Genomic DNA, 16,849 nt, shown 5'->3' with positions numbered 1-16,849 from the left:
CGAAGAAAATGGGTCCGGTATGACGGAGCGTCAGGAACTGCAGCCGGTACGAGTGAACGGGCGCAGCCCCTGGGAGGACCAGTTCGGCTTCTCCCGGGCTGTCGCGGTCGGCGACTTCGTCTTCGTCTCCGGCTGCACCGCCTGGGACGACGGCCGGATCCTGTTCGAGGGCTCGCCGCACGACCAGGCCCGCACCGCGTTCGGGGTGGCCCTCGACGCCATCGCCGGCTTCGGGCTGTCCGTCGACGACGTGGTGAGGACCCGGATGTACGTCACCCACGCCCGTGATGTGGAGGACGTCGGCCGGGTCCACAAGGAACTCTTCGGCGCGGTGAAGCCCGCCGCCACCATCGTCGTCGTCAGCGCCCTGCTCGACTCCCGGATGGCCGTGGAGGTCGAGGTCGAGGCCTACCGAAAGAAGCCGGAGCCCGCCGCATGACCCTTGCCGTACGTGTGATCCCCTGCCTGGACGTGGACGCCGGGCGGGTGGTCAAGGGCGTCAACTTCCAGAACCTCCGCGACGCCGGCGACCCGGTCGAGATGGCCAAGCTCTATGACGCCGAGGGCGCCGACGAGCTGACCTTCCTGGACATCACCGCCTCCTCCGGCGACCGGGAGACCACCTACGACGTGGTCCGCCGCACCGCCGAGCAGGTGTTCATCCCGCTGACCGTGGGCGGCGGGGTGCGCGAGGTCGAGGACGTCAACCGGCTGCTGCGGGCCGGCGCGGACAAGGTCGGCGTCAACACCGCCGCGATCGCCCGTCCCGAGCTGCTGCGCGAGATCGCCCGGCGGTTCGGCCGGCAGGTGCTGGTGCTCTCCATCGACGCCCGCCGGGTGCAGGACGGGACGGAGACCGACTCCGGCTTCGAGGTCACCACCCACGGCGGCCGCAACGGCACCGGCCTCGACGCGGTGGCCTGGGCCGAGCAGGCGGCCGAGCTCGGCGCTGGCGAGATCCTGCTCAACTCCATGGACGCGGACGGCACCAAGGACGGCTACGACCTGGAACTGCTGCGCGCGGTCCGGAAGTCGGTGAGCATCCCGGTGATCGCCAGCGGCGGCGCGGGACGGCTGGCCGACTTCGCGCCCGCCGTGGCGGCGGGCGCGGACGCGGTGCTGGCCGCCAGCGTGTTCCACTTCGGCGACCTGCGGATCGGCCAGGTCAAGCAGGCCCTGCGGGAGGCCGGCCACCCGGTCCGCTGAGGCCTGCGAGGCCGCCCGACCGTGGGCGGGTCACCGAGTCACATGCCGAGCTGCGCCGTCTGCACCTTGCTGACCGCGTCCTTGTCGCCCTCCACGGTGACCTCGGCCTTGTCCTGCCGTCCGGAGCTGAACAGCAGCAGCTCGCCGGGCTCGCCGGTCACGGTGACCACCGGCGAGCCCTTGCGGGCCACCACGGTCTGCCCGTCCGGGCGGCGCAGCACCAGGCCGACCGGCGAGCGCCGTCCGCTCATCCCGGCCATCCGGACCAGCCGCTTCCACAGCACCTCGGCGAACTCGGCGTCCAGCACCCGCGGTGACCAGCCGTCCTGGGCCCGGCGCACGTCCTCGCCGTGGACGTAGAACTCCACGGTGTTGGCGACCTCGTCCGCGCCGGGGATCCCGAACAGCGAGAACCGGGGCGGCCCGGTCCTGATCAGTTCGAGCAGCTCCTCGTAGGGCTTGGCGGCGAATTCGCCCTGTACCTTGGCCAGCCGATCGGCCAACGGCTTGATCATGATGCCGGCGGCGGCGTCGGGCCGGCGTTCCCGGATCACGGTGTGGGCGGCGAGTTCCCTGGTGGTCCAGCCCTCGCAGAGGGTCGGCGCGTCGGGTCCGACGCTTTCCAGCAGATCGGCGAGCAGCAGGCGTTCCCGGCGGGCATGGTTCGACATACCGGCCACCCTACGACTGATGCCCCGTCAATGCAGCGGTGCCGTGAGCTTGGAAGCGCGGAATCCGATCTCCAGCATGCAGGTGACCGTGTGCGTCCCGGCCCGGTAGGGCTTGAGGTCGGGGAAGTAGATCCCCTCGTTCAGCCGGTCGGCCAGGGCGGCGGGCTGCTGGTGCCAGGCCGCGTCGTTCAGCGTCTTGCAGAGCGTCCGGCCCTGCTTGTTGACGTCGAACGCGGTCTTCAGACCGGCCGGGAGCTGCACCAGACCGGTGATCTGGGCGTCGTGCGGGCTGTGGCAGTCGTGCTTGGTGACCTTCTTCAGCGAGGAGGTGATGCTCGGGTCGCTGACGCAGTCCCCGGCCTGCAGCACCACATAGGGAAAGGTCTGCGGCACCGGGGTGGGGGTCGGGCTCGGCGGCGGCGGGGGCGTGCTGCTCGGGGCGGCCGAGGGGGTGCTGGGCGGCGCGGCCACCGGGGCCTTCTTCTTCCCGCCCGACAGCGCCACCACCAGCACCACGGCGACGACCAGCAGGAGCAGCACCCCGGCCGCGACGAAGCCGGTACGGCGGCTGGGGCCCCGGCGGGGGGAGGCTGCGGATGGCTCGTCGGCACTCATGCGCACCAGAATGCCCGCAACACCGGCCGGTTCACCATGGGGCGTCCTGGGCCGGCGTCATGGGGCGTCGGCGCCGGCGGTCCGGGCTTTGGCAGAATGGAGCCATGTCAGACACCACCGCAGCACCCGCCCGGGCGGGCAGCACCGCGCTCGACCCGGCCGTCGCCGCCCGGCTCAAGCGCGACCCGCAGGGCCTGGTGCCCGCCGTCGCGCAGCAGTACGACACCGGCGAGGTGCTGATGCTGGGGTGGATGGACGACGAGGCGCTGCACCGCACCCTCAGCACCGGGCGCTGCACCTACTGGTCCCGCAGCCGCCGCGAGTACTGGGTCAAGGGCGACACGTCGGGGCATCTCCAGCTGGTGAAGTCGGTCGCCCTGGACTGCGACGGGGACACCCTGCTGGTGAAGGTCGACCAGGTCGGCGCCGCCTGCCACACCGGCGACCGGACCTGCTTCGACGCGGGTGGGATCGCCCTGATCCAGACCCCCGGCGACCAGTAGGCTCAGCGACCATGACCACCGGTACCGTGACTCCCGACCTCGAGACCTTCCGCAAGCTGGCCGTCGACCGCCGGGTCGTTCCGGTCGTCCGGCGGCTGCTCGCGGACGGGGACACCCCCGTCGGCCTCTACCGCAAGCTGGCCGCCGAGCGCCCCAACACCTTTCTGCTGGAGTCCGCCGAGCAGGGCCGGTCCTGGTCCCGCTACTCCTTCGTCGGGGTCCGCAGCAGCGCCGCGCTGACGGTGGACCAGGACGGCGGCGCACGCTGGCTCGGCGAGCCCCCGGTCGGGGTGCCCACCGAGGGCGATCCGCTGCAGGTGCTGCGGGCCACCATCGAGGCCCTGCACACCCCGCGGGACCTGCATCGCACCGGCGAACTGCCGCCGTTCACCGGCGGCATGGTCGGCTACCTCGGCTACGACGTGGTCCGCCGGCTGGAGAAGCTGCCGGTGATCGCCCCGGACGACCTGGGCCTGCCCGAGCTGACCATGCTGCTCGCCACCGACCTCGCCGTCCTGGACCACGCCAACGGCAGCGTGATCCTGATCGCCAACGCGGTGAACCATGACGACCGCCCCACCGGCGTGGACGGCGCCTACTCGGACGCGGTGGCCCGGCTGGACGCGATGACCGCCGACCTGGCCCGTCCGGTCGGCACCGGGGCCGCCGCGCTGGCCCCGGTCACCTCCGTCGACGCCGTCTCACCCTTCGGCGGGGCCCCCTACCGGGCCGCCGTCGAGGAGGTCAAGGAGCGGATCAGGGCCGGTGAGGCCTTCCAGGTGGTCCCCTCGCAGCGGTTCGAGGTCCCCTGCCCGGCCAGCGCGCTGGACGTCTACCGGGTGCTCAGGACCACCAACCCCAGCCCCTACATGTACCTGTTCCGCTTCGAGGGCTTCGACGTGGTCGGCTCCAGCCCGGAGGCCCTGGTCAAGGTGGAGGACGGCCGGGCCATGGTGCACCCCATCGCCGGGACCAGGCACCGCGGCGCCACCCCCGAGGAGGACGCCGACCTCGCCGCCGAGCTGCTCGCCGACCCCAAGGAGCGGGCCGAGCACCTGATGCTGGTCGACCTGGGCCGCAACGACCTGGGCCGGGTCTGCGCCCCCGGCAGCGTCGAGGTGGTGGAGTTCATGACCGTGGAGCGGTACAGCCACGTCATGCACATCGTCTCCACCGTCACCGGGCGGGTCGCCGAGGACCGCACCGCCTTCGACGTGCTCACCGCCTGCTTCCCGGCCGGGACGCTGTCCGGCGCGCCCAAGCCCCGGGCCATGCAGATCATCGAGGAGCTGGAACCCACCCGGCGCGGCCTCTACGGCGGCTGCGTCGGCTATCTGGACTTCGCCGGGGACTCCGACACCGCGATCGCCATCCGCACCGCGCTGATCCGCGACGGCCGGGCCTACGTCCAGGCCGGGGCCGGGGTGGTCGCCGACTCGGTGCCCGAGAACGAGGACGCCGAGTGCCGCAACAAGGCGGCGGCGGTGCTGCGTGCCGTCGCCGGGGCGAGCACCCTGCGTCCGGCCGCCGACAGCGTGCAGGGCACACTGGAGCGGTGACCGCACTGCCCCCGCCCCGCACCGAGCAGCCCGCCCCCGTCGACCAGACCACGGCCGAGGCCGCGCCGCCGCGTCCGGACCGGCGCAGCCTCGCGCTGATGCTGCTGTTCACCGTGCTGGGCGCGGCGCTGGTGCTGCTCGTCGCCGGGCAGACCTGGGCCAGGGGCAGCGTCGACTTCCAGGGCACCCCGCTCAAGGTCTCCGCCAGCGGCTCGCAGACCAGCGGGCTGCCCGGCGCGCTCGCCCTGGTCGGGCTGGCCGCCGCGGTCGCGGTCTTCGCGGTCCGCGGCCGGGGCCGGCAGGCGATCGGGGTGCTGCTGGCGCTGGCCGGGGCCGGCACCGCCGCCTCCGCGCTGGTCGCCGCCACCGGCGCCGGGGCCCTGGACAGCAGGGCGGCCCGCGCGGTCGGGCTGACCCGGGCCACCGCCACCGGCATCAGCCACACCGGCTGGCCCTGGGTCTCCGCCCTGGGCGGCCTGCTGCTGCTGCTGGCCGGGCTGCTGGTGCTGGCCAGGGGCCGGGACTGGCCCGGGATGTCCTCCCGCTACGAGGCCCCCGGCGCGGCCGGAGCCGCCGCGACGGCCCGCGGACGGGCCGCCACGCCCGATCCGGATTCCCCCGCGGACCTCTGGAAGGCCCTGGACCGGGGCGAGGACCCGACACGCTGAACCGCAGGGTGCCACCCCGTACGGCGACGCGCACCGCCGTACGGAACAATGTCTGTCGAGAGCCAACGTTCAACCTAGGAGCAGCAATGTCGGGTAGCGCCCACGGACACACCACCGCAGCCTGGACCGCGGTGACGATCTGCTTCATCGGCTTCATGGTCGCGGCTGTGGCCATGGTCTTGCCCCAGCCCTGGCTCGTCGTGGTCGGCCTGGTCATCGCCGCGATCGCCCCGGTCGTCGGCAAGCTGATGTCGGCGGCCGGCTTCGGCAAGAAGACCGACTCCGGCTCGGCCCACACCACCCTGCAGAAGACCCCGGTCGGCTCGGGCGTCTCCTCCTGACGAAGGGGCCGGTCTGACATGTCGCTGACGGCGGGACGCCCCGCCCGGCGGGCCCTGGCCGGGCCCGCGGTGGTGCTGGCGACGGTCGCCGCCGCGACCGGGTACGTCGCGGCGGTCTCGCCGGACACGCCGGGCCACTACCCGGTCTGCCCGTTCCTGCGGGTCACCGGCTGGTGGTGCCCGGCCTGCGGAGGTCTGCGCTGCGTCCACGCGCTGACCAGGGGTGACCTGGGCACGGCGCTGCACGACAATGTGCTGGTGGTGGTCGCCGGAACGGTGGCGGCGCTGCTGTGGCTGCGCTGGGCCTACCGCGGCTGGCGCGGCCTGCCGAGCGCGGTGCCGGGCCTCGGCCGGGGCTGGATGTGGGTGGTGCTCGGCGGCCTGCTGGTCTTCGCGGTGCTGCGGAACACCCCGTGGGGGAGCTGGCTGGCCCCGCCCGCCGTCTCTGGCTGAGCTGCTGCTTCGGTTCCCATGTCCGCCGGTCGAGATCTCGATGCTGTCGATGCGGGCGCGGGGCACCGCTGCGGATACCATCGGAGCAGGCTGTCAGCATTCGAACAGCCGTCCCGAAGCGCCGGAGCAACACTGAAGAAGGGGGCATTCAGCGTGAGCGTGCTCGACGAGATCATCGCCGGGGTCCGTGAGGACCTCGAAGAGCGCATGAGCCGGGTGTCCCTGGACGACCTCAAGGCCCTCGCGGTGCGCGCGCCGGAGGCCAAGGACGGCGTGGCCGCGCTGCGCGGCGACAGCGTCCGGGTCATCTGCGAGGTCAAGCGGTCCAGCCCCTCCAAGGGCGCGCTGGCCGCCATCGCCGACCCGGCCGCGCTGGCCGCCGACTACGCCGCCGGCGGCGCCGCCGTGATCTCGGTGCTCACCGAGCAGCGCCGCTTCGGCGGCTCGCTGGCCGACCTCAAGGCGGTCCGCGACGCGGTCGACACGCCGGTGCTGCGCAAGGACTTCATCGTCACCGCCTACCAGCTGTGGGAGGCCCGCGCCTACGGCGCCGACCTGGCCCTGCTGATCGTCGCCGCGCTGGAGCAGCCCGCGCTGGAGTCGCTGATCGAGCGGGCCCAGTCGATCGGGCTCACCCCGCTGGTCGAGGTGCACGACGAGGAGGAGGTGGCCCGCGCGGTGGACGCCGGGGCCCGGATCATCGGCGTCAACGCCCGCAACCTCAAGGACCTCAAGGTCGACCGGGACACCTTCGCCAATGTCGCGCCCTCGATCCCGTCCCACATCGTCAAGGTCGCCGAGTCCGGGGTGCGCGGGCCGCACGACCTGATCGCCTACGCCAACGAGGGCGCCGACGCCGTCCTGGTCGGCGAGTCCCTGGTCACCGGCCGCGACCCGCGTTCGGCCGTCGCCGATCTGGTGGCCGCGGGCGCGCATCCGGCGATTCGCCACAGTCGCGGCTGACCTCTATTCTCATGGCCATGTCCGCCCGCCTCCAGCCCGGTTGCAAGCCCCGTGGCTGCCGCGCGCCCGCACGCCGGGTGCTGGGGCGGCGGGTGCGCTATGTGATCGGCGCCGAGCCGGGCCAGGTGCCGGGCGCCCGATGGCAGGGACCCAACGGTCGCTAGATCGTTCTGTCTTCTGTCATCCATCGGCTCACACACCTGAGGGACCATCAACCATGTCGTCCAACGACATCACCCCAGATATCGTCACCCCCGACGCGCGCGGGTACTTCGGCGCGTACGGCGGGCGTTTCATCCCGGAGGCGCTGGTCGCCGCCGTCGAGCAGGTCGCCGACGAGTACGAGAAGGCCAAGGCCGACCCGGCCTTCGGCGCCGAGCTCGCCGCCCTGCTGAAGGACTACACCGGGCGCCCCAGCCCGCTCACCGACGTCCACCGCTTCTCCGCGGAGGCGGGCGGCGCCCGCGTCCTGCTCAAGCGCGAGGACCTCAACCACACCGGCTCACACAAGATCAACAATGTGCTGGGCCAGGCCCTGCTGACCCGCCGGATGGGCAAGACCCGGCTGATCGCCGAGACCGGCGCAGGCCAGCACGGCGTGGCCACCGCCACCGCCGCCGCGCTGTTCGGCCTGGACTGCACCATCTACATGGGCGAGGTCGACACCCAGCGCCAGGCGCTGAACGTGGCCCGGATGCGGATGCTCGGCGCCGAGGTGGTGCCGGTCACCTCCGGCAGCCGCACCCTCAAGGACGCCATCAACGAGGCGTTCCGTGACTGGGTCGCCAACGTCGACTCCACCCACTACCTCTTCGGCACGGTCGCCGGACCGCACCCGTTCCCGATGATGGTCCGCGACTTCCACCGGGTGATCGGCATCGAGGCCAGGGCCCAGGTCCTGGACCGCACCGGCGCGCTGCCGGACGCGGTCGTCGCCTGCGTCGGCGGCGGCTCCAACGCGATGGGGATCTTCTACGACTTCATCCCCGACGCGGGTGTCCGGCTGATCGGCATCGAGGCGGCCGGCGAGGGCGTCGACACCCCCCGGCACGCGGCCACCCTGACCAAGGGCGACCCCGGCGTGCTGCACGGCTCCCGCACCTACGTGCTGCAGGACGAGGACGGGCAGACCATCGAGAGCCACAGCATCTCGGCCGGTCTGGACTACCCGGGAGTCGGCCCCGAGCACTCCTACCTCAAGGACATCGGGCGGGCCGAGTACCGGCCCTGCACCGACGCCGACGCCATGGAGGCGCTGCGGCTGCTCTCCCGCACCGAGGGCATCATCCCGGCCATCGAGAGCGCCCACGCCCTCGCCGGGGCGCTGGTGCTGGGCCGCGAACTGGGCCCGGACGCGGTGATCCTGGTCAGCCTCTCCGGGCGCGGGGACAAGGACATGCACACCGCCGCCGAGTACTTCGGCCTGTTCAACGACTTCGCTCCGACCCACACCCAGGGGGGTACCAAGTGACGCTGCTCGACACCACCCTGGCCGCGGCGAAGGCCGAGAACCGGGCCGCGCTGATCGGCTACCTCCCGGCCGGCTTCCCGAGCATCGCCGGCGCCACCGACGCGGTGCAGGCGCTGATCGACGGCGGCGTCGACGTGGTCGAGATCGGGCTGCCGCACAGCGACCCGGTGCTCGACGGCCCGGTCATCCAGACCGCCGACGACATCGCGCTGCGCAACGGCATCCGCACCCGCGACGTGCTGGAGACGGTCCGTCAGGTCACCAGCGCCAACCCGTCCGTGCCGGTGCTGGTGATGACCTACTGGAACCCGGTGGACCGGTACGGGGCCGCGCGCTTCGCCGCCGACCTGGCCGCCGCCGGGGGAGCCGGCTGCATCCTGCCCGACCTGCCGGTCGAGGAGTCCTCGGCCTGGACCGAGGCCGCCGCGGAACTGGGCCTGGCCACGGTGTTCGTGGTGGCCCCGTCCAGCCGGGACCAGCGGCTGGCGCTGATCACCGCCAGCGGCACCGGCTTCGTCTACGCCGCCGCGGTGATGGGCGTCACCGGCACCCGCAACCAGGTCGGCGAGATGGCCGAGGACCTGGTCAAGCGCACCCGGGCGACCACCGAACTCCCGGTCTGCGTCGGTCTCGGCGTGTCCACCGCGGCCCAGGCCGCCGAGGTGGCGGCCTTCGCCGACGGCGTGATCGTCGGCTCCGCCTTCGTCCAGCGGATGCTGGACGCGGCCTCGGCCGAGGCCGGCTACGCGGCGGTCCGCGAGCTGGCGGCCGAGCTGGCCGAGGGCGTCCGCAAGCGCTGAGCCCGAGCCTTCAGGGAAACCTGCGGCAAACCCGCCACGCGGTCACTCGTTCAGGTGAGTGGCCGCGTGGCGCGTACCCGCGGGGGTGTGCTTCTCGTTGATGATCCGGCAGACGGCGTCTTTTCGGCGTCGCCCGTGCGAACCTGCACGACCGCGATCCGAGGAGGTCCTCCGTGGCTGCTTCACCCCGTGTCCGGGTTGCCCAGGCCGCTGTCGCCGCCGTTGCCCTGGCCGTCGCCGTCGGCGGTGAGGCCACCGTGGCCAAGGCCCTGTCCGAGGGCGGCCTGCAGCGCCCCGGTGCGGTCCGGTCGTCGGTCCAGTCCGCCGAGCAGCGGATGGCACCGGTCGCCGCGAGCCGCGGCCTCCCGCGGGCCCCGCTGGTCAAGGACGTGGCCCAGCGCAAGATCCTGCTCGGGCTGCCGGCCCGGCTCTCCCCGGACGGCGCCGGGATCGACGTCGGTTATGCCGACGCCCCGGTCACGCTGACCCTGTTCGAGGACTTCCGCTGCTCCTCGACCGCGGCCTTCGAGACGGCCCAGGGCGCGAAGCTGGCCGCCCTCGCCGCCGCCCACCAGGTGCTGGTGCGCTATGTGCTGGAGTCCTCGCTGGACCAGCGGCTGCCCGGGCCCGGCGCGCTGCTGGCCACCAACGCCGCCCGCGCCGCGCTGGCCCACGGCGGATTCCCCGAGTACCACGCGCTGCTGTTCGCCAACCAGCCGGACGAGTACACCAACGGCTTCACCGAGGCCAGGCTGCTGCAGCTGGCCTCCTCGGTCCCGAAGCTGCGCGGCAAGGCCTTCGACGCCGAGCTGCACGACCTCTGGTACCGCAGCTGGGTCGGCCAGGCGCAGACCGCCTACACCGACGCGCACGTGCACCACGGCACCCCCTCGATGCTGCTGAACGGCCAGGAGGTCGACCTCGGCGCACAGCCCCGGCTGCTGACCGACCCGGCCGCGCTCGGCGCCCTGGTGCAGCAGGCGGCCCGGGCCAACTGACGTGCAGTGAAACCAGAGAACAGAAGAGAGCAGCAGAGAAGTGCAGATCGCAGGGAGGCGATGCCAATGATCGCGGATCAGACGGTTCGAACGGATCGCGCGACAACGGGGGGAACGAGCGGTCGGGAGACCGTCTTCGACTGGATCGGCACGGCGGCCAGACTCGGCCTCGCGGTCGTCTGGGGCTGGGCCGGCTTCGCCAAGATCGGCGATCCCGAGGCCGCCGCGCAGGCCGTCCGGGCCTACCGGCTGCTGCCGGAGGCGCTGGTCAAGCCGTTCGGCTACGGCCTGCCGTTCCTGGAGATGGCGCTGGCGCTGCTGCTGGTGGTGGGCCTGGGCACGAGGATCGCCGCCGCGCTGTCGGGGCTGCTGCTGCTGGTCTACATCGGCTCCATCGCCTCGGTCTGGGCCCGCGGGATCTCCATCGACTGCGGCTGCTTCGGCGGCGGCGGCGCGGTGAGCGCGTCCAAGACCGCGTACCTCCAGGAGATCCTGCGCGACCTGGGATTCCTGCTGGTCACCGGCTGGCTGCTGTGGCGGCCCCGGTCCCGGTTCTCCCTGGACGGGTGGCTCGCCACCCCGTGAGCCGCCCCATGAACCACCCCTTGAAGATCCCTGTCCCTTCGCAGTTGGTGATGGAAGCTACATGAGTCAGAAGAACACTGAGGCCAGGCGCAGCGCGCGCGACCGGATGCAGGAGGAGCGTGCCGCCGAGGAGGCCAAGGCCCAGCGGCTGCGCAAGCTCGGCATCATCGGGACCGTGCTGGCCGTCCTGGTCGTCGCGGTCGTGGTCGGCGTCCTGGTGATGAACCACAAGACCAGCTCGTACTCGGCCACCGACGCCCCGGCGGGGACGACCGGCGCCAACAGCCTGATCATCCCGGTCGGCGCCGAGGCCGCCCCCTCCACGCTGACGGTGTACGAGGACCCGCGCTGCCCCGCCTGCGGCGAGTTCGAGACCGCCTTCCACAGCACGGTCAACAAGCTGCTGAGCGAGGGCAAGATCAAGGTCCAGTACCACGTGGTGTCGTTCATCGACCGGCACGACCAGGGCAGCGGCTCCAAGAACGCCGCCAACGCGCTGGCCTGCGCCCAGAACACCGGCAAGTTCCACAACTTCCACGACGTGATCTACGCCAACCAGCCGGACGAGACCGACGACGCCTGGGCCGACAAGAGCGCGCTGATCACCCTGGCCAAGCAGGCCCCGGCGCTGGACACCCCGGCCTTCGAGTCCTGCGTCAACGGCAACACCTTCGGCTCCTGGGTGACGGCGGTGCAGACCGACTTCGACAAGTCCGGCTACACCTCGACGCCGACCATCCTGCTCAACGGCACCTCGGCCTACCCCACCTACAACGGCACGCAGATCACCCCTGCGGCCCTGATCGGCTGGGTGGACGCCGCCAACAAGGGCAAGACCCCGGCCGTGCTGACCCCGGCCAGCGCCGCCGCCCTGGCGTCGCCGACGGCGGGCAACACCAAGTAGTCCCCAAACAGGGGGTGGTTCAGCGGGACCGCCGGATCAGGCCGCGCCGCACGCCGGCGGCCACCGCGGCGGTCCTGCTGTCCACCCCCAACTTGTCGTAGACATGGACCAGATGGGTCTTCACGGTGGCCTCGCTGATGAAGAGGCGCTTGGAGATCTGACGGTTCGCCAGCCCTTCGGCGAGCAGCCCCAGGATCTCCTCCTCCCGGGGCGAGAGCCGTGGCCCGCCGGAGGACCTGACCCGGCCGAGCAGTAGGGCCGCGACCGGCGGGGCCAGCACCGTCTCGCCCCTGGCCGCCGCGCGGACCGCCGCCGCCAGCTCCTCCGGCGGGGCGTCCTTGAGCAGATAGCCGGTGGCCCCGGCCTCGACCGCGGCGAGGATGTCGGCGTCCGTGCTGTAGGTGGTGAGGATCAGTACTGACGGGGCGTCGGGCAGCGCGGTGATCCGCCGGGTGGCCTCGACCCCGTGCATGCCCTCGCCCATCTGCAGGTCCATCAGCACCACGTCCACGGGCGGCCCGCCGGCCTGGTCCAGCTGCTCCAGCAGCCGCAGCGCGGCAGCCCCGTCGGCGGCCTCGCCGACCGGCTCCACCCCGGCCAGCTCCTCCAGCAGCGCCCGCAGCCCGCGCCGCACCACCGGGTGGTCGTCCACCAGCAGCACCCGGATCATCGGACAGCACCCATCACGGCCGTCAGCGGCAGGGCGACGGCGACGGCGGTGCCCTCGCCCGGCGCGGACTCGATCGAGAGCACCCCGCCGAGGTCGGTGATCCGCTCCCGCATCCCGTGCAGCCCGAAGCGTCGGCCGGTGCTGAGCGCCGTTTCGGAGACGAAGCCGCAGCCGTCGTCGTAGACGTCCAGGGTCACCTGGTCGTCCAGATAGCAGAGGGTGACCGCGGCGCGCTCGGCCCCGGCGTGCCGCTGGACGTTGGCCAGCGCCTCCTGGGTCAGCCGCAGCAGCGCCACCTCCGCCTCCACCGGCAGCGGATACGGCTCCCCGTCCATCCGGAACGCCACCTCGGGCACCGGACCGCACCCGGCGGCGACCCGGCGCAGCGCCTCGGCCAGGGTGGCGTCCTGCAGCGCCGGGGGAGTGAGCGCGGCGACGAAGCGCCGGGCCTCGGTGAGGTTGTCCGAGGCGGTCGCGCCGATCTCGCGGATCATCCGGGCCGCGGCGGCCGAGGCCACGGCGTCCGGCGGCAGGGCGCGTTCGGCGGCCCGGGACAGCAGCACGATGCTGGACAGCCCCTGGGCCAGGGTGTCGTGGATCTCCCGGGCCAGCCGCTGCCGTTCGGCCAGCTTCCCGGCCTCGCGCTGGGTGGCGGCCAGCTCGTCGCGGGTCCGCACCAGGTCGTCGATCAGCTGCTGGCGCCGGCTGCTCTCCTGGTAGAGCACCGCGTAGCCGTAGGCGGTGAGCACCGCGACCAGCGCCCCTATGCAGGGACCGAGCACCTTCGCGGTGGTCAGTCCGCCGGGCGTGGTCGCCTGTGCGGCCACCACCACCCCGGTCATGGCGACGATCGCGGGCAGGGAGAAGCGGCGCGGCAGCAGGTGCAGGCAGATCAGGAACAGCGGGAAGGCCACATAGCCCGCCGCCGGGTCCAGCGCCGTCAGCCCCGCCCAGAGCAGCACCACCCCGCCCAGCCAGCCCCGGGACGCAACCCGCCCGGAGGACCGTACCGCCGGCAGGCCGCCCGCGGCGTAGGCCAGGCCGAGCAGCGCCCCGAGCGCGGCGGCGGCCACCCCCGCGCCATTGACCAGTCCGGCCACCAGCAGGGCGTAGAACATCAGATGCAGCGCTGCGCTCATCACCCGCAGCGCGGGGAGGTGGACGGGGGCTGGGGCGTCGGTGCTGGTCACAACCGTCGAGCCTACGGCCGGGAGGGTGGTGCCGGACATCAACCCTTTGATGGAGGGGGGACCACTCCTCTCCCCGATGGATCCAGGACGCGACTCGCGGAGGGTGGGGAGCACCGAGTGCCCGCCCGAGCACCGAGCCCGCCGCCGGAGGATCCCCTTGTTCGTCGCCCTGCGTGACATCCGCTTCGCCCGGGGCCGGTTCGCCCTGATGGGGGCGGTCGTCACGCTGATCACCACCCTGGTCGTGCTGCTCTACGGGCTCACCGGCGGCCTCGCCGCCGACTCCTCCTCCGCGGTCTCCGGGCTGCCGGCCCGGGACATCGTCTTCGGCGCTCCCCAGGGTGCCGCCCCCGAGGTGTCCTTCAGCAACAGCGGCATCAGCGCCGCCCAGCTGGCCGCCTGGCAGTCCGCGCCGGGGGCAGGGCCGGTCGCGCCGCTGGGCATCGCCATGTCCAGGCTCACCTCGGCCGGCACCACCCGCTCGGTCAGCGTGCTGGGCGTCCCGGCCGCGCTGCTGCCCCCGCTGGAGTCCGGCCGCCCACCGGCCGACGGCCAGGTCGCGGTCGGCGCGGGCACGGCCGCCACCCTCGGCAGCCGGGTCACCGTGGGCACGCGGACCCTCACCGTCTCCGCGATCACCGCCGACCGCTCCTACGGCCACGCCCCCAGCGTCTGGACCACCGAGCACACCTGGCAGCAGATCAGCGGCGCCACCGAGCCCAGCGCCCTCGCGGTCAGCCCCCTTGAAGGTGTGTCCCTCGACCGGTCCGCCAACACCCGCACCGTGAGCCGCGCCGACGCCCTGGCCGGCATCGACGGCTACTCCGCCGAACAGGGCAGCCTGCGGATGATCCAGGGCTTTCTGCTCGCCGTCAGCGCCCTGGTCATCGGCGCCTTCTTCACGGTCTGGACGGTCCAGCGCCGCCCCGACATCGCCGTGCTCAAGGCGGTCGGCGCCTCCAGCGGCTACCTGGTCAGGGACGCGCTGACGCAGGCGCTGGTGCTGCTGCTCGGCGGCGCGCTCACCGGGGCCGCCGTGGGATCGGCCGGCGGGGCGGTGCTGGGCGGCAACGGGCTGCCGTTCGCGCTGAGCGCCGCCACCGCGGCCGTCCCGGTGCTGGCCATGGTGCTGCTCGGACTGGCCGGGGCGGCCCTCGCGGTCCGCCGCATCACCTCCGTCGACCCGCTGACCGCCCTGGGAGCCAACCGATGACCGGTCTCACCCTGCAGGATGTCGTTCTCAGCTACCGGGACGGCGACCGCCGGCTCACCGCGCTGGACGCGGTCAGCCTGCACACCGCCCCCGGCGAGCTGACCGCGATCGTCGGGCCCTCCGGCTCCGGCAAGTCCAGCCTGCTGGCGGTGGCGGCGACGCTGCTGCGCCCCGACTCGGGCCGCGTCCTGGTCGACGGCCGGGACCTCACCGCGCTCACCGCCAAGCAGGCCACCGCGCTGCGCCGGGAGCGGATCGGCATCGTCTTCCAGCAGTCCAACCTGCTGGCCTCGCTGACCGCGCTGGAGCAGCTGCTCGCCGTCGCCCACCTGCGCGGCGAGCGCCCCAGGGCGGCCCGCCCGCGGGCCGAGCAACTGCTCGCCTCGGTCGGCCTCAGCGACGGCAAGCAGCACCGCCGCCCGCACCAGCTCTCCGGCGGCGAGCGCCAGCGGGTCAACATCGCCCGCGCCCTCTTCCCCGAGCCCGCCGTCCTCCTGGTCGACGAACCCACCTCCGCCCTGGACCACGAGCGCGGCGCCCAGATCACCACCCTCCTCGCCGACATCACCCGCACCCACCACACCGCCACCCTCCTGGTCACCCACGACCCCACCCTCCTGAACCACGCCGACCAGGTCCTCCACCTCACCGACGGCCGGCTGGGATGATCGTTCCTTCGCTTTTGGCGGTGTTCGCCATAGCTCTCAGGCCGACGATTCGCTCGACCTCTGCAGATCGGCGGCCTCAGCGATGGCGAGTGGTACGACGGCGGCCACCCGTCTGCCCCGGCTGGTGACGTACGTGATTCGGTCGCGTGCGGATGCGTCGTTCAGAACGTCGGCGAGACGAGCACGAGTCTGGGCGACGGACAGTTCGATCGAGGGCTCCTTCATAACAGCAGCGTACTCACATGTCCTTTCATGTACGCTGATGTACATGAAGGAAGCTGGCCGGACGGCAACCATCTATGCACTTTCTGACCCTCGGACTCCCCATGACTACCGCTATGTAGGCCGTAGCGTCGCCCTCACGATCCGCCTGAATGCCCACGTCACGAACGCTCTCTCCCGTATGCCCAATGGAGATTGGCGCTACCGGGTCACCCACAAGATCGCGTGGATCCGCGCCCTCGCTCGGGAGGGATACCACCCGCACGTGACCGTGCTTGCCGAAGTTCCTCGGAAGGATCGCATCGTTGCCGAGTGTCAGTGGATTCACGCACTGAGGGAGGCGGGATTCCGGCTCACGAATGCCACATCCGGCGGTGAGGGGCCCGAGCAATACAACCCGACAGTGCAGACGCGAGCGCGTCAGTCGGCCGCAAACCGTCGCAGGTTCGAGAACAATCCGGTCGAACGGGCCTTCTACTCCCGCCTGATGACCGAGCGATACGCCGGACCGGAGGGGCGGCGCCGCCTTTCGGCACAAACGAAGATGCAGTGGGCCAAGCCGGGTGCCAAGGAAGCGCACAGTGCGCTGCTCAAGGCCGTGTGCGCTCAGCCAGAGGTGCGTCAGCGCAAGGTTGAGGCGATGCGGAGGATGTTCGAGGGTGAGCGAGGGGCGATGCTCCGAGCCGAGCTTTCAGCTCGGTCCTCGGGCGACCGCAACCCGGCCGCTCGGCTGACTTGGGAGAACGTCAGGGAGATCAGGTGTCAGTACGCACTCGGCAACGTGACGCAGAAGTGCTTGGCGACGAAGTTCGGCGTATCCCCATCGCTCATCGGCCAGATTGTCCGGTGTCGGATTTGGGTGGCCGATCCTCTGGTGGCTCCGATCCCCTTGCAACGAGGCCGCACCCCTGCCCGGCGGTATTGCCTGGACGCAGAGCACATGGCCAGCGTTGTGCGGCTGTACCGTGAGGCTCACGCGGCAGGACGGCCTCCTGCCATTGCCGTAGCTGAAGAGTTCGGGGTCACGAGTGGTACCGCCGAGCACTGGTTCGTGAAATGCCGGAAGGGCGGACTGCTAGGCAAGGCGATCCCGGGAAGAGCGGGCGAGCGGGCCTTCTTCCGCTGAAGGCAAGCCTTACCTTGCAGGTC

At 72.3% G+C, this 16,849-nt stretch carries 22 protein-coding genes; 17 read left to right on the top strand and 5 right to left on the bottom strand.

The features are described from left to right. The first annotated feature begins 19 nt into the window (after positions 1-19). Entirely contained in the window at positions 20-439 is a 420-nt protein-coding gene (locus tag ACXKR8_RS12695; RefSeq protein WP_458273005.1) for a RidA family protein, read from the top strand. After that, on the top strand, positions 436-1,206 hold the full coding sequence (gene hisF / locus ACXKR8_RS12690) for an imidazole glycerol phosphate synthase subunit HisF (protein WP_458273004.1): 771 nt from the start codon (positions 436-438) through the stop codon (positions 1,204-1,206). The genes ACXKR8_RS12695 and hisF overlap by 4 nt, the downstream gene beginning before the upstream one ends. A 38-nt stretch (positions 1,207-1,244) precedes the next feature. Here the strand turns inward: hisF and ACXKR8_RS12685 are convergent, their stop codons facing one another. Then, a complete protein-coding gene (locus ACXKR8_RS12685; protein ID WP_458273003.1) occupies positions 1,245-1,877 on the bottom strand; it encodes a TIGR03085 family metal-binding protein in 633 nt (210 codons plus the stop codon). Positions 1,878-1,904: 27 nt separating this feature from the next. Then, complete coding sequence (locus ACXKR8_RS12680) at positions 1,905-2,492, bottom strand: hypothetical protein (RefSeq protein WP_458273002.1); 588 nt, start codon at positions 2,490-2,492, stop codon at positions 1,905-1,907. A 104-nt stretch (positions 2,493-2,596) separates the two neighbouring features. Here ACXKR8_RS12680 and hisI point away from each other — a divergent pair, with 104 nt between their 5' ends. From hisI to ACXKR8_RS12620, 12 genes are all read left to right on the top strand, one after another. Further along, positions 2,597-2,995 (top strand): phosphoribosyl-AMP cyclohydrolase, encoded by a 399-nt coding sequence (hisI, locus tag ACXKR8_RS12675; RefSeq protein WP_458273001.1) that lies wholly within the window; start codon positions 2,597-2,599, stop codon positions 2,993-2,995. Positions 2,996-3,006: 11 nt separating this feature from the next. Next, a complete protein-coding gene (locus ACXKR8_RS12670; RefSeq protein ID WP_458273000.1) occupies positions 3,007-4,554 on the top strand; it encodes an anthranilate synthase component I in 1,548 nt (515 codons plus the stop codon). Continuing rightward, positions 4,551-5,222, top strand: a complete 672-nt coding sequence (locus ACXKR8_RS12665) for a TIGR02234 family membrane protein (RefSeq protein ID WP_458272999.1) — start codon at positions 4,551-4,553, stop codon at positions 5,220-5,222. The genes ACXKR8_RS12670 and ACXKR8_RS12665 overlap by 4 nt, the downstream gene beginning before the upstream one ends. Positions 5,223-5,308: 86 nt before the next feature. Further along, positions 5,309-5,563, top strand: a complete 255-nt coding sequence (locus ACXKR8_RS12660) for an HGxxPAAW family protein (protein WP_458272998.1) — start codon at positions 5,309-5,311, stop codon at positions 5,561-5,563. A gap of 18 nt (positions 5,564-5,581) precedes the next feature. After that, a complete protein-coding gene (locus ACXKR8_RS12655) occupies positions 5,582-6,016 on the top strand; it encodes a DUF2752 domain-containing protein (protein ID WP_458272997.1) in 435 nt (144 codons plus the stop codon). A gap of 153 nt (positions 6,017-6,169) precedes the next feature. Beyond that, positions 6,170-6,979 carry an indole-3-glycerol phosphate synthase TrpC gene (trpC, locus tag ACXKR8_RS12650; protein ID WP_458272996.1) on the top strand — a complete coding sequence of 270 codons (810 nt, stop codon included), beginning with the start codon at positions 6,170-6,172 and terminating at the stop codon, positions 6,977-6,979. An 11-nt stretch (positions 6,980-6,990) separates the two neighbouring features. Continuing rightward, positions 6,991-7,143: a tryptophan biosynthesis modulator TrpM gene (gene trpM, locus ACXKR8_RS12645; protein WP_458272995.1), complete on the top strand. Its 153-nt coding sequence runs from the start codon at positions 6,991-6,993 to the stop codon at positions 7,141-7,143. 53 nt (positions 7,144-7,196) lie between these two features. Continuing rightward, positions 7,197-8,450 (top strand): tryptophan synthase subunit beta, encoded by a 1,254-nt coding sequence (gene trpB, locus ACXKR8_RS12640; RefSeq protein WP_458272994.1) that lies wholly within the window; start codon positions 7,197-7,199, stop codon positions 8,448-8,450. Then, on the top strand, positions 8,447-9,250 hold the full coding sequence (gene trpA, locus ACXKR8_RS12635) for a tryptophan synthase subunit alpha (RefSeq protein WP_458272993.1): 804 nt from the start codon (positions 8,447-8,449) through the stop codon (positions 9,248-9,250). Before trpB ends, trpA begins: the two co-directional genes overlap by 4 nt. A gap of 173 nt (positions 9,251-9,423) precedes the next feature. After that, positions 9,424-10,248, top strand: coding sequence for a DsbA family protein (locus tag ACXKR8_RS12630; RefSeq protein WP_458272992.1), 825 nt, complete (start codon positions 9,424-9,426; stop codon positions 10,246-10,248). A gap of 66 nt (positions 10,249-10,314) precedes the next feature. After that, the gene (locus ACXKR8_RS12625; protein ID WP_458272991.1) at positions 10,315-10,833 is read left to right on the top strand and encodes a MauE/DoxX family redox-associated membrane protein; all 519 of its coding nucleotides are present in this window, start codon (positions 10,315-10,317) and stop codon (positions 10,831-10,833) included. Positions 10,834-10,894: 61 nt separating this feature from the next. Then, positions 10,895-11,737: a DsbA family protein gene (locus ACXKR8_RS12620; RefSeq protein WP_458272990.1), complete on the top strand. Its 843-nt coding sequence runs from the start codon at positions 10,895-10,897 to the stop codon at positions 11,735-11,737. Between the two features lie 19 nt (positions 11,738-11,756). On the opposite strand, the gene ACXKR8_RS12615 is transcribed toward ACXKR8_RS12620, so the two are convergent. Both ACXKR8_RS12615 and ACXKR8_RS12610 read right to left on the bottom strand, forming a co-directional pair. Further along, positions 11,757-12,407 (bottom strand): response regulator, encoded by a 651-nt coding sequence (locus ACXKR8_RS12615; RefSeq protein WP_458272989.1) that lies wholly within the window; start codon positions 12,405-12,407, stop codon positions 11,757-11,759. Then, positions 12,404-13,636, bottom strand: a complete 1,233-nt coding sequence (locus ACXKR8_RS12610) for a sensor histidine kinase (protein WP_458272988.1) — start codon at positions 13,634-13,636, stop codon at positions 12,404-12,406. The genes ACXKR8_RS12615 and ACXKR8_RS12610 overlap by 4 nt, the downstream gene beginning before the upstream one ends. A gap of 118 nt (positions 13,637-13,754) precedes the next feature. Between ACXKR8_RS12610 and ACXKR8_RS12605 the strand changes: the two genes are divergently transcribed. Then, positions 13,755-14,810: an FtsX-like permease family protein gene (locus ACXKR8_RS12605; protein WP_458272987.1), complete on the top strand. Its 1,056-nt coding sequence runs from the start codon at positions 13,755-13,757 to the stop codon at positions 14,808-14,810. Continuing rightward, entirely contained in the window at positions 14,807-15,478 is a 672-nt protein-coding gene (locus tag ACXKR8_RS12600; RefSeq protein ID WP_458272986.1) for an ABC transporter ATP-binding protein, read from the top strand. The genes ACXKR8_RS12605 and ACXKR8_RS12600 overlap by 4 nt, the downstream gene beginning before the upstream one ends. A 36-nt stretch (positions 15,479-15,514) precedes the next feature. Here the strand turns inward: ACXKR8_RS12600 and ACXKR8_RS12595 are convergent, their stop codons facing one another. Beyond that, positions 15,515-15,703, bottom strand: coding sequence for a type II toxin-antitoxin system prevent-host-death family antitoxin (locus ACXKR8_RS12595; RefSeq protein ID WP_458272985.1), 189 nt, complete (start codon positions 15,701-15,703; stop codon positions 15,515-15,517). 43 nt (positions 15,704-15,746) lie between these two features. Here ACXKR8_RS12595 and ACXKR8_RS12590 point away from each other — a divergent pair, with 43 nt between their 5' ends. Continuing rightward, positions 15,747-16,826, top strand: a complete 1,080-nt coding sequence (locus ACXKR8_RS12590; RefSeq protein ID WP_458272984.1) for a hypothetical protein — start codon at positions 15,747-15,749, stop codon at positions 16,824-16,826. Positions 16,827-16,849: the final 23 nt, after the last annotated feature.

Source organism: Streptacidiphilus sp. PAMC 29251, assembly GCF_054208735.2.
The sequence above is the reverse complement of the archived record's forward strand: the minus strand, read 5'-3'. Positions and strand labels throughout refer to the sequence as shown.

Coding starts and splice junctions, on each gene's coding strand:
- ACXKR8_RS12660 (WP_458272998.1), top strand. CDS start 5,309: ATGTCGGGTAGCGCCCACGGACACACCACCGCAGCCTGGACCGCGGTG.
- ACXKR8_RS12615 (WP_458272989.1), bottom strand. CDS start 12,407: ATGATCCGGGTGCTGCTGGTGGACGACCACCCGGTGGTGCGGCGCGGG.
- ACXKR8_RS12655 (WP_458272997.1), top strand. CDS start 5,582: ATGTCGCTGACGGCGGGACGCCCCGCCCGGCGGGCCCTGGCCGGGCCC.
- ACXKR8_RS12625 (WP_458272991.1), top strand. CDS start 10,315: ATGATCGCGGATCAGACGGTTCGAACGGATCGCGCGACAACGGGGGGA.
- ACXKR8_RS12680 (WP_458273002.1), bottom strand. CDS start 2,492: ATGAGTGCCGACGAGCCATCCGCAGCCTCCCCCCGCCGGGGCCCCAGC.
- ACXKR8_RS12670 (WP_458273000.1), top strand. CDS start 3,007: ATGACCACCGGTACCGTGACTCCCGACCTCGAGACCTTCCGCAAGCTG.
- ACXKR8_RS12695 (WP_458273005.1), top strand. CDS start 20: ATGACGGAGCGTCAGGAACTGCAGCCGGTACGAGTGAACGGGCGCAGC.
- ACXKR8_RS12685 (WP_458273003.1), bottom strand. CDS start 1,877: ATGTCGAACCATGCCCGCCGGGAACGCCTGCTGCTCGCCGATCTGCTG.
- ACXKR8_RS12610 (WP_458272988.1), bottom strand. CDS start 13,636: ATGTCCGGCACCACCCTCCCGGCCGTAGGCTCGACGGTTGTGACCAGC.
- ACXKR8_RS12620 (WP_458272990.1), top strand. CDS start 10,895: ATGAGTCAGAAGAACACTGAGGCCAGGCGCAGCGCGCGCGACCGGATG.
- trpB (WP_458272994.1), top strand. CDS start 7,197: ATGTCGTCCAACGACATCACCCCAGATATCGTCACCCCCGACGCGCGC.
- ACXKR8_RS12595 (WP_458272985.1), bottom strand. CDS start 15,703: ATGAAGGAGCCCTCGATCGAACTGTCCGTCGCCCAGACTCGTGCTCGT.
- ACXKR8_RS12600 (WP_458272986.1), top strand. CDS start 14,807: ATGACCGGTCTCACCCTGCAGGATGTCGTTCTCAGCTACCGGGACGGC.
- hisF (WP_458273004.1), top strand. CDS start 436: ATGACCCTTGCCGTACGTGTGATCCCCTGCCTGGACGTGGACGCCGGG.
- hisI (WP_458273001.1), top strand. CDS start 2,597: ATGTCAGACACCACCGCAGCACCCGCCCGGGCGGGCAGCACCGCGCTC.
- trpM (WP_458272995.1), top strand. CDS start 6,991: ATGGCCATGTCCGCCCGCCTCCAGCCCGGTTGCAAGCCCCGTGGCTGC.
- ACXKR8_RS12590 (WP_458272984.1), top strand. CDS start 15,747: ATGAAGGAAGCTGGCCGGACGGCAACCATCTATGCACTTTCTGACCCT.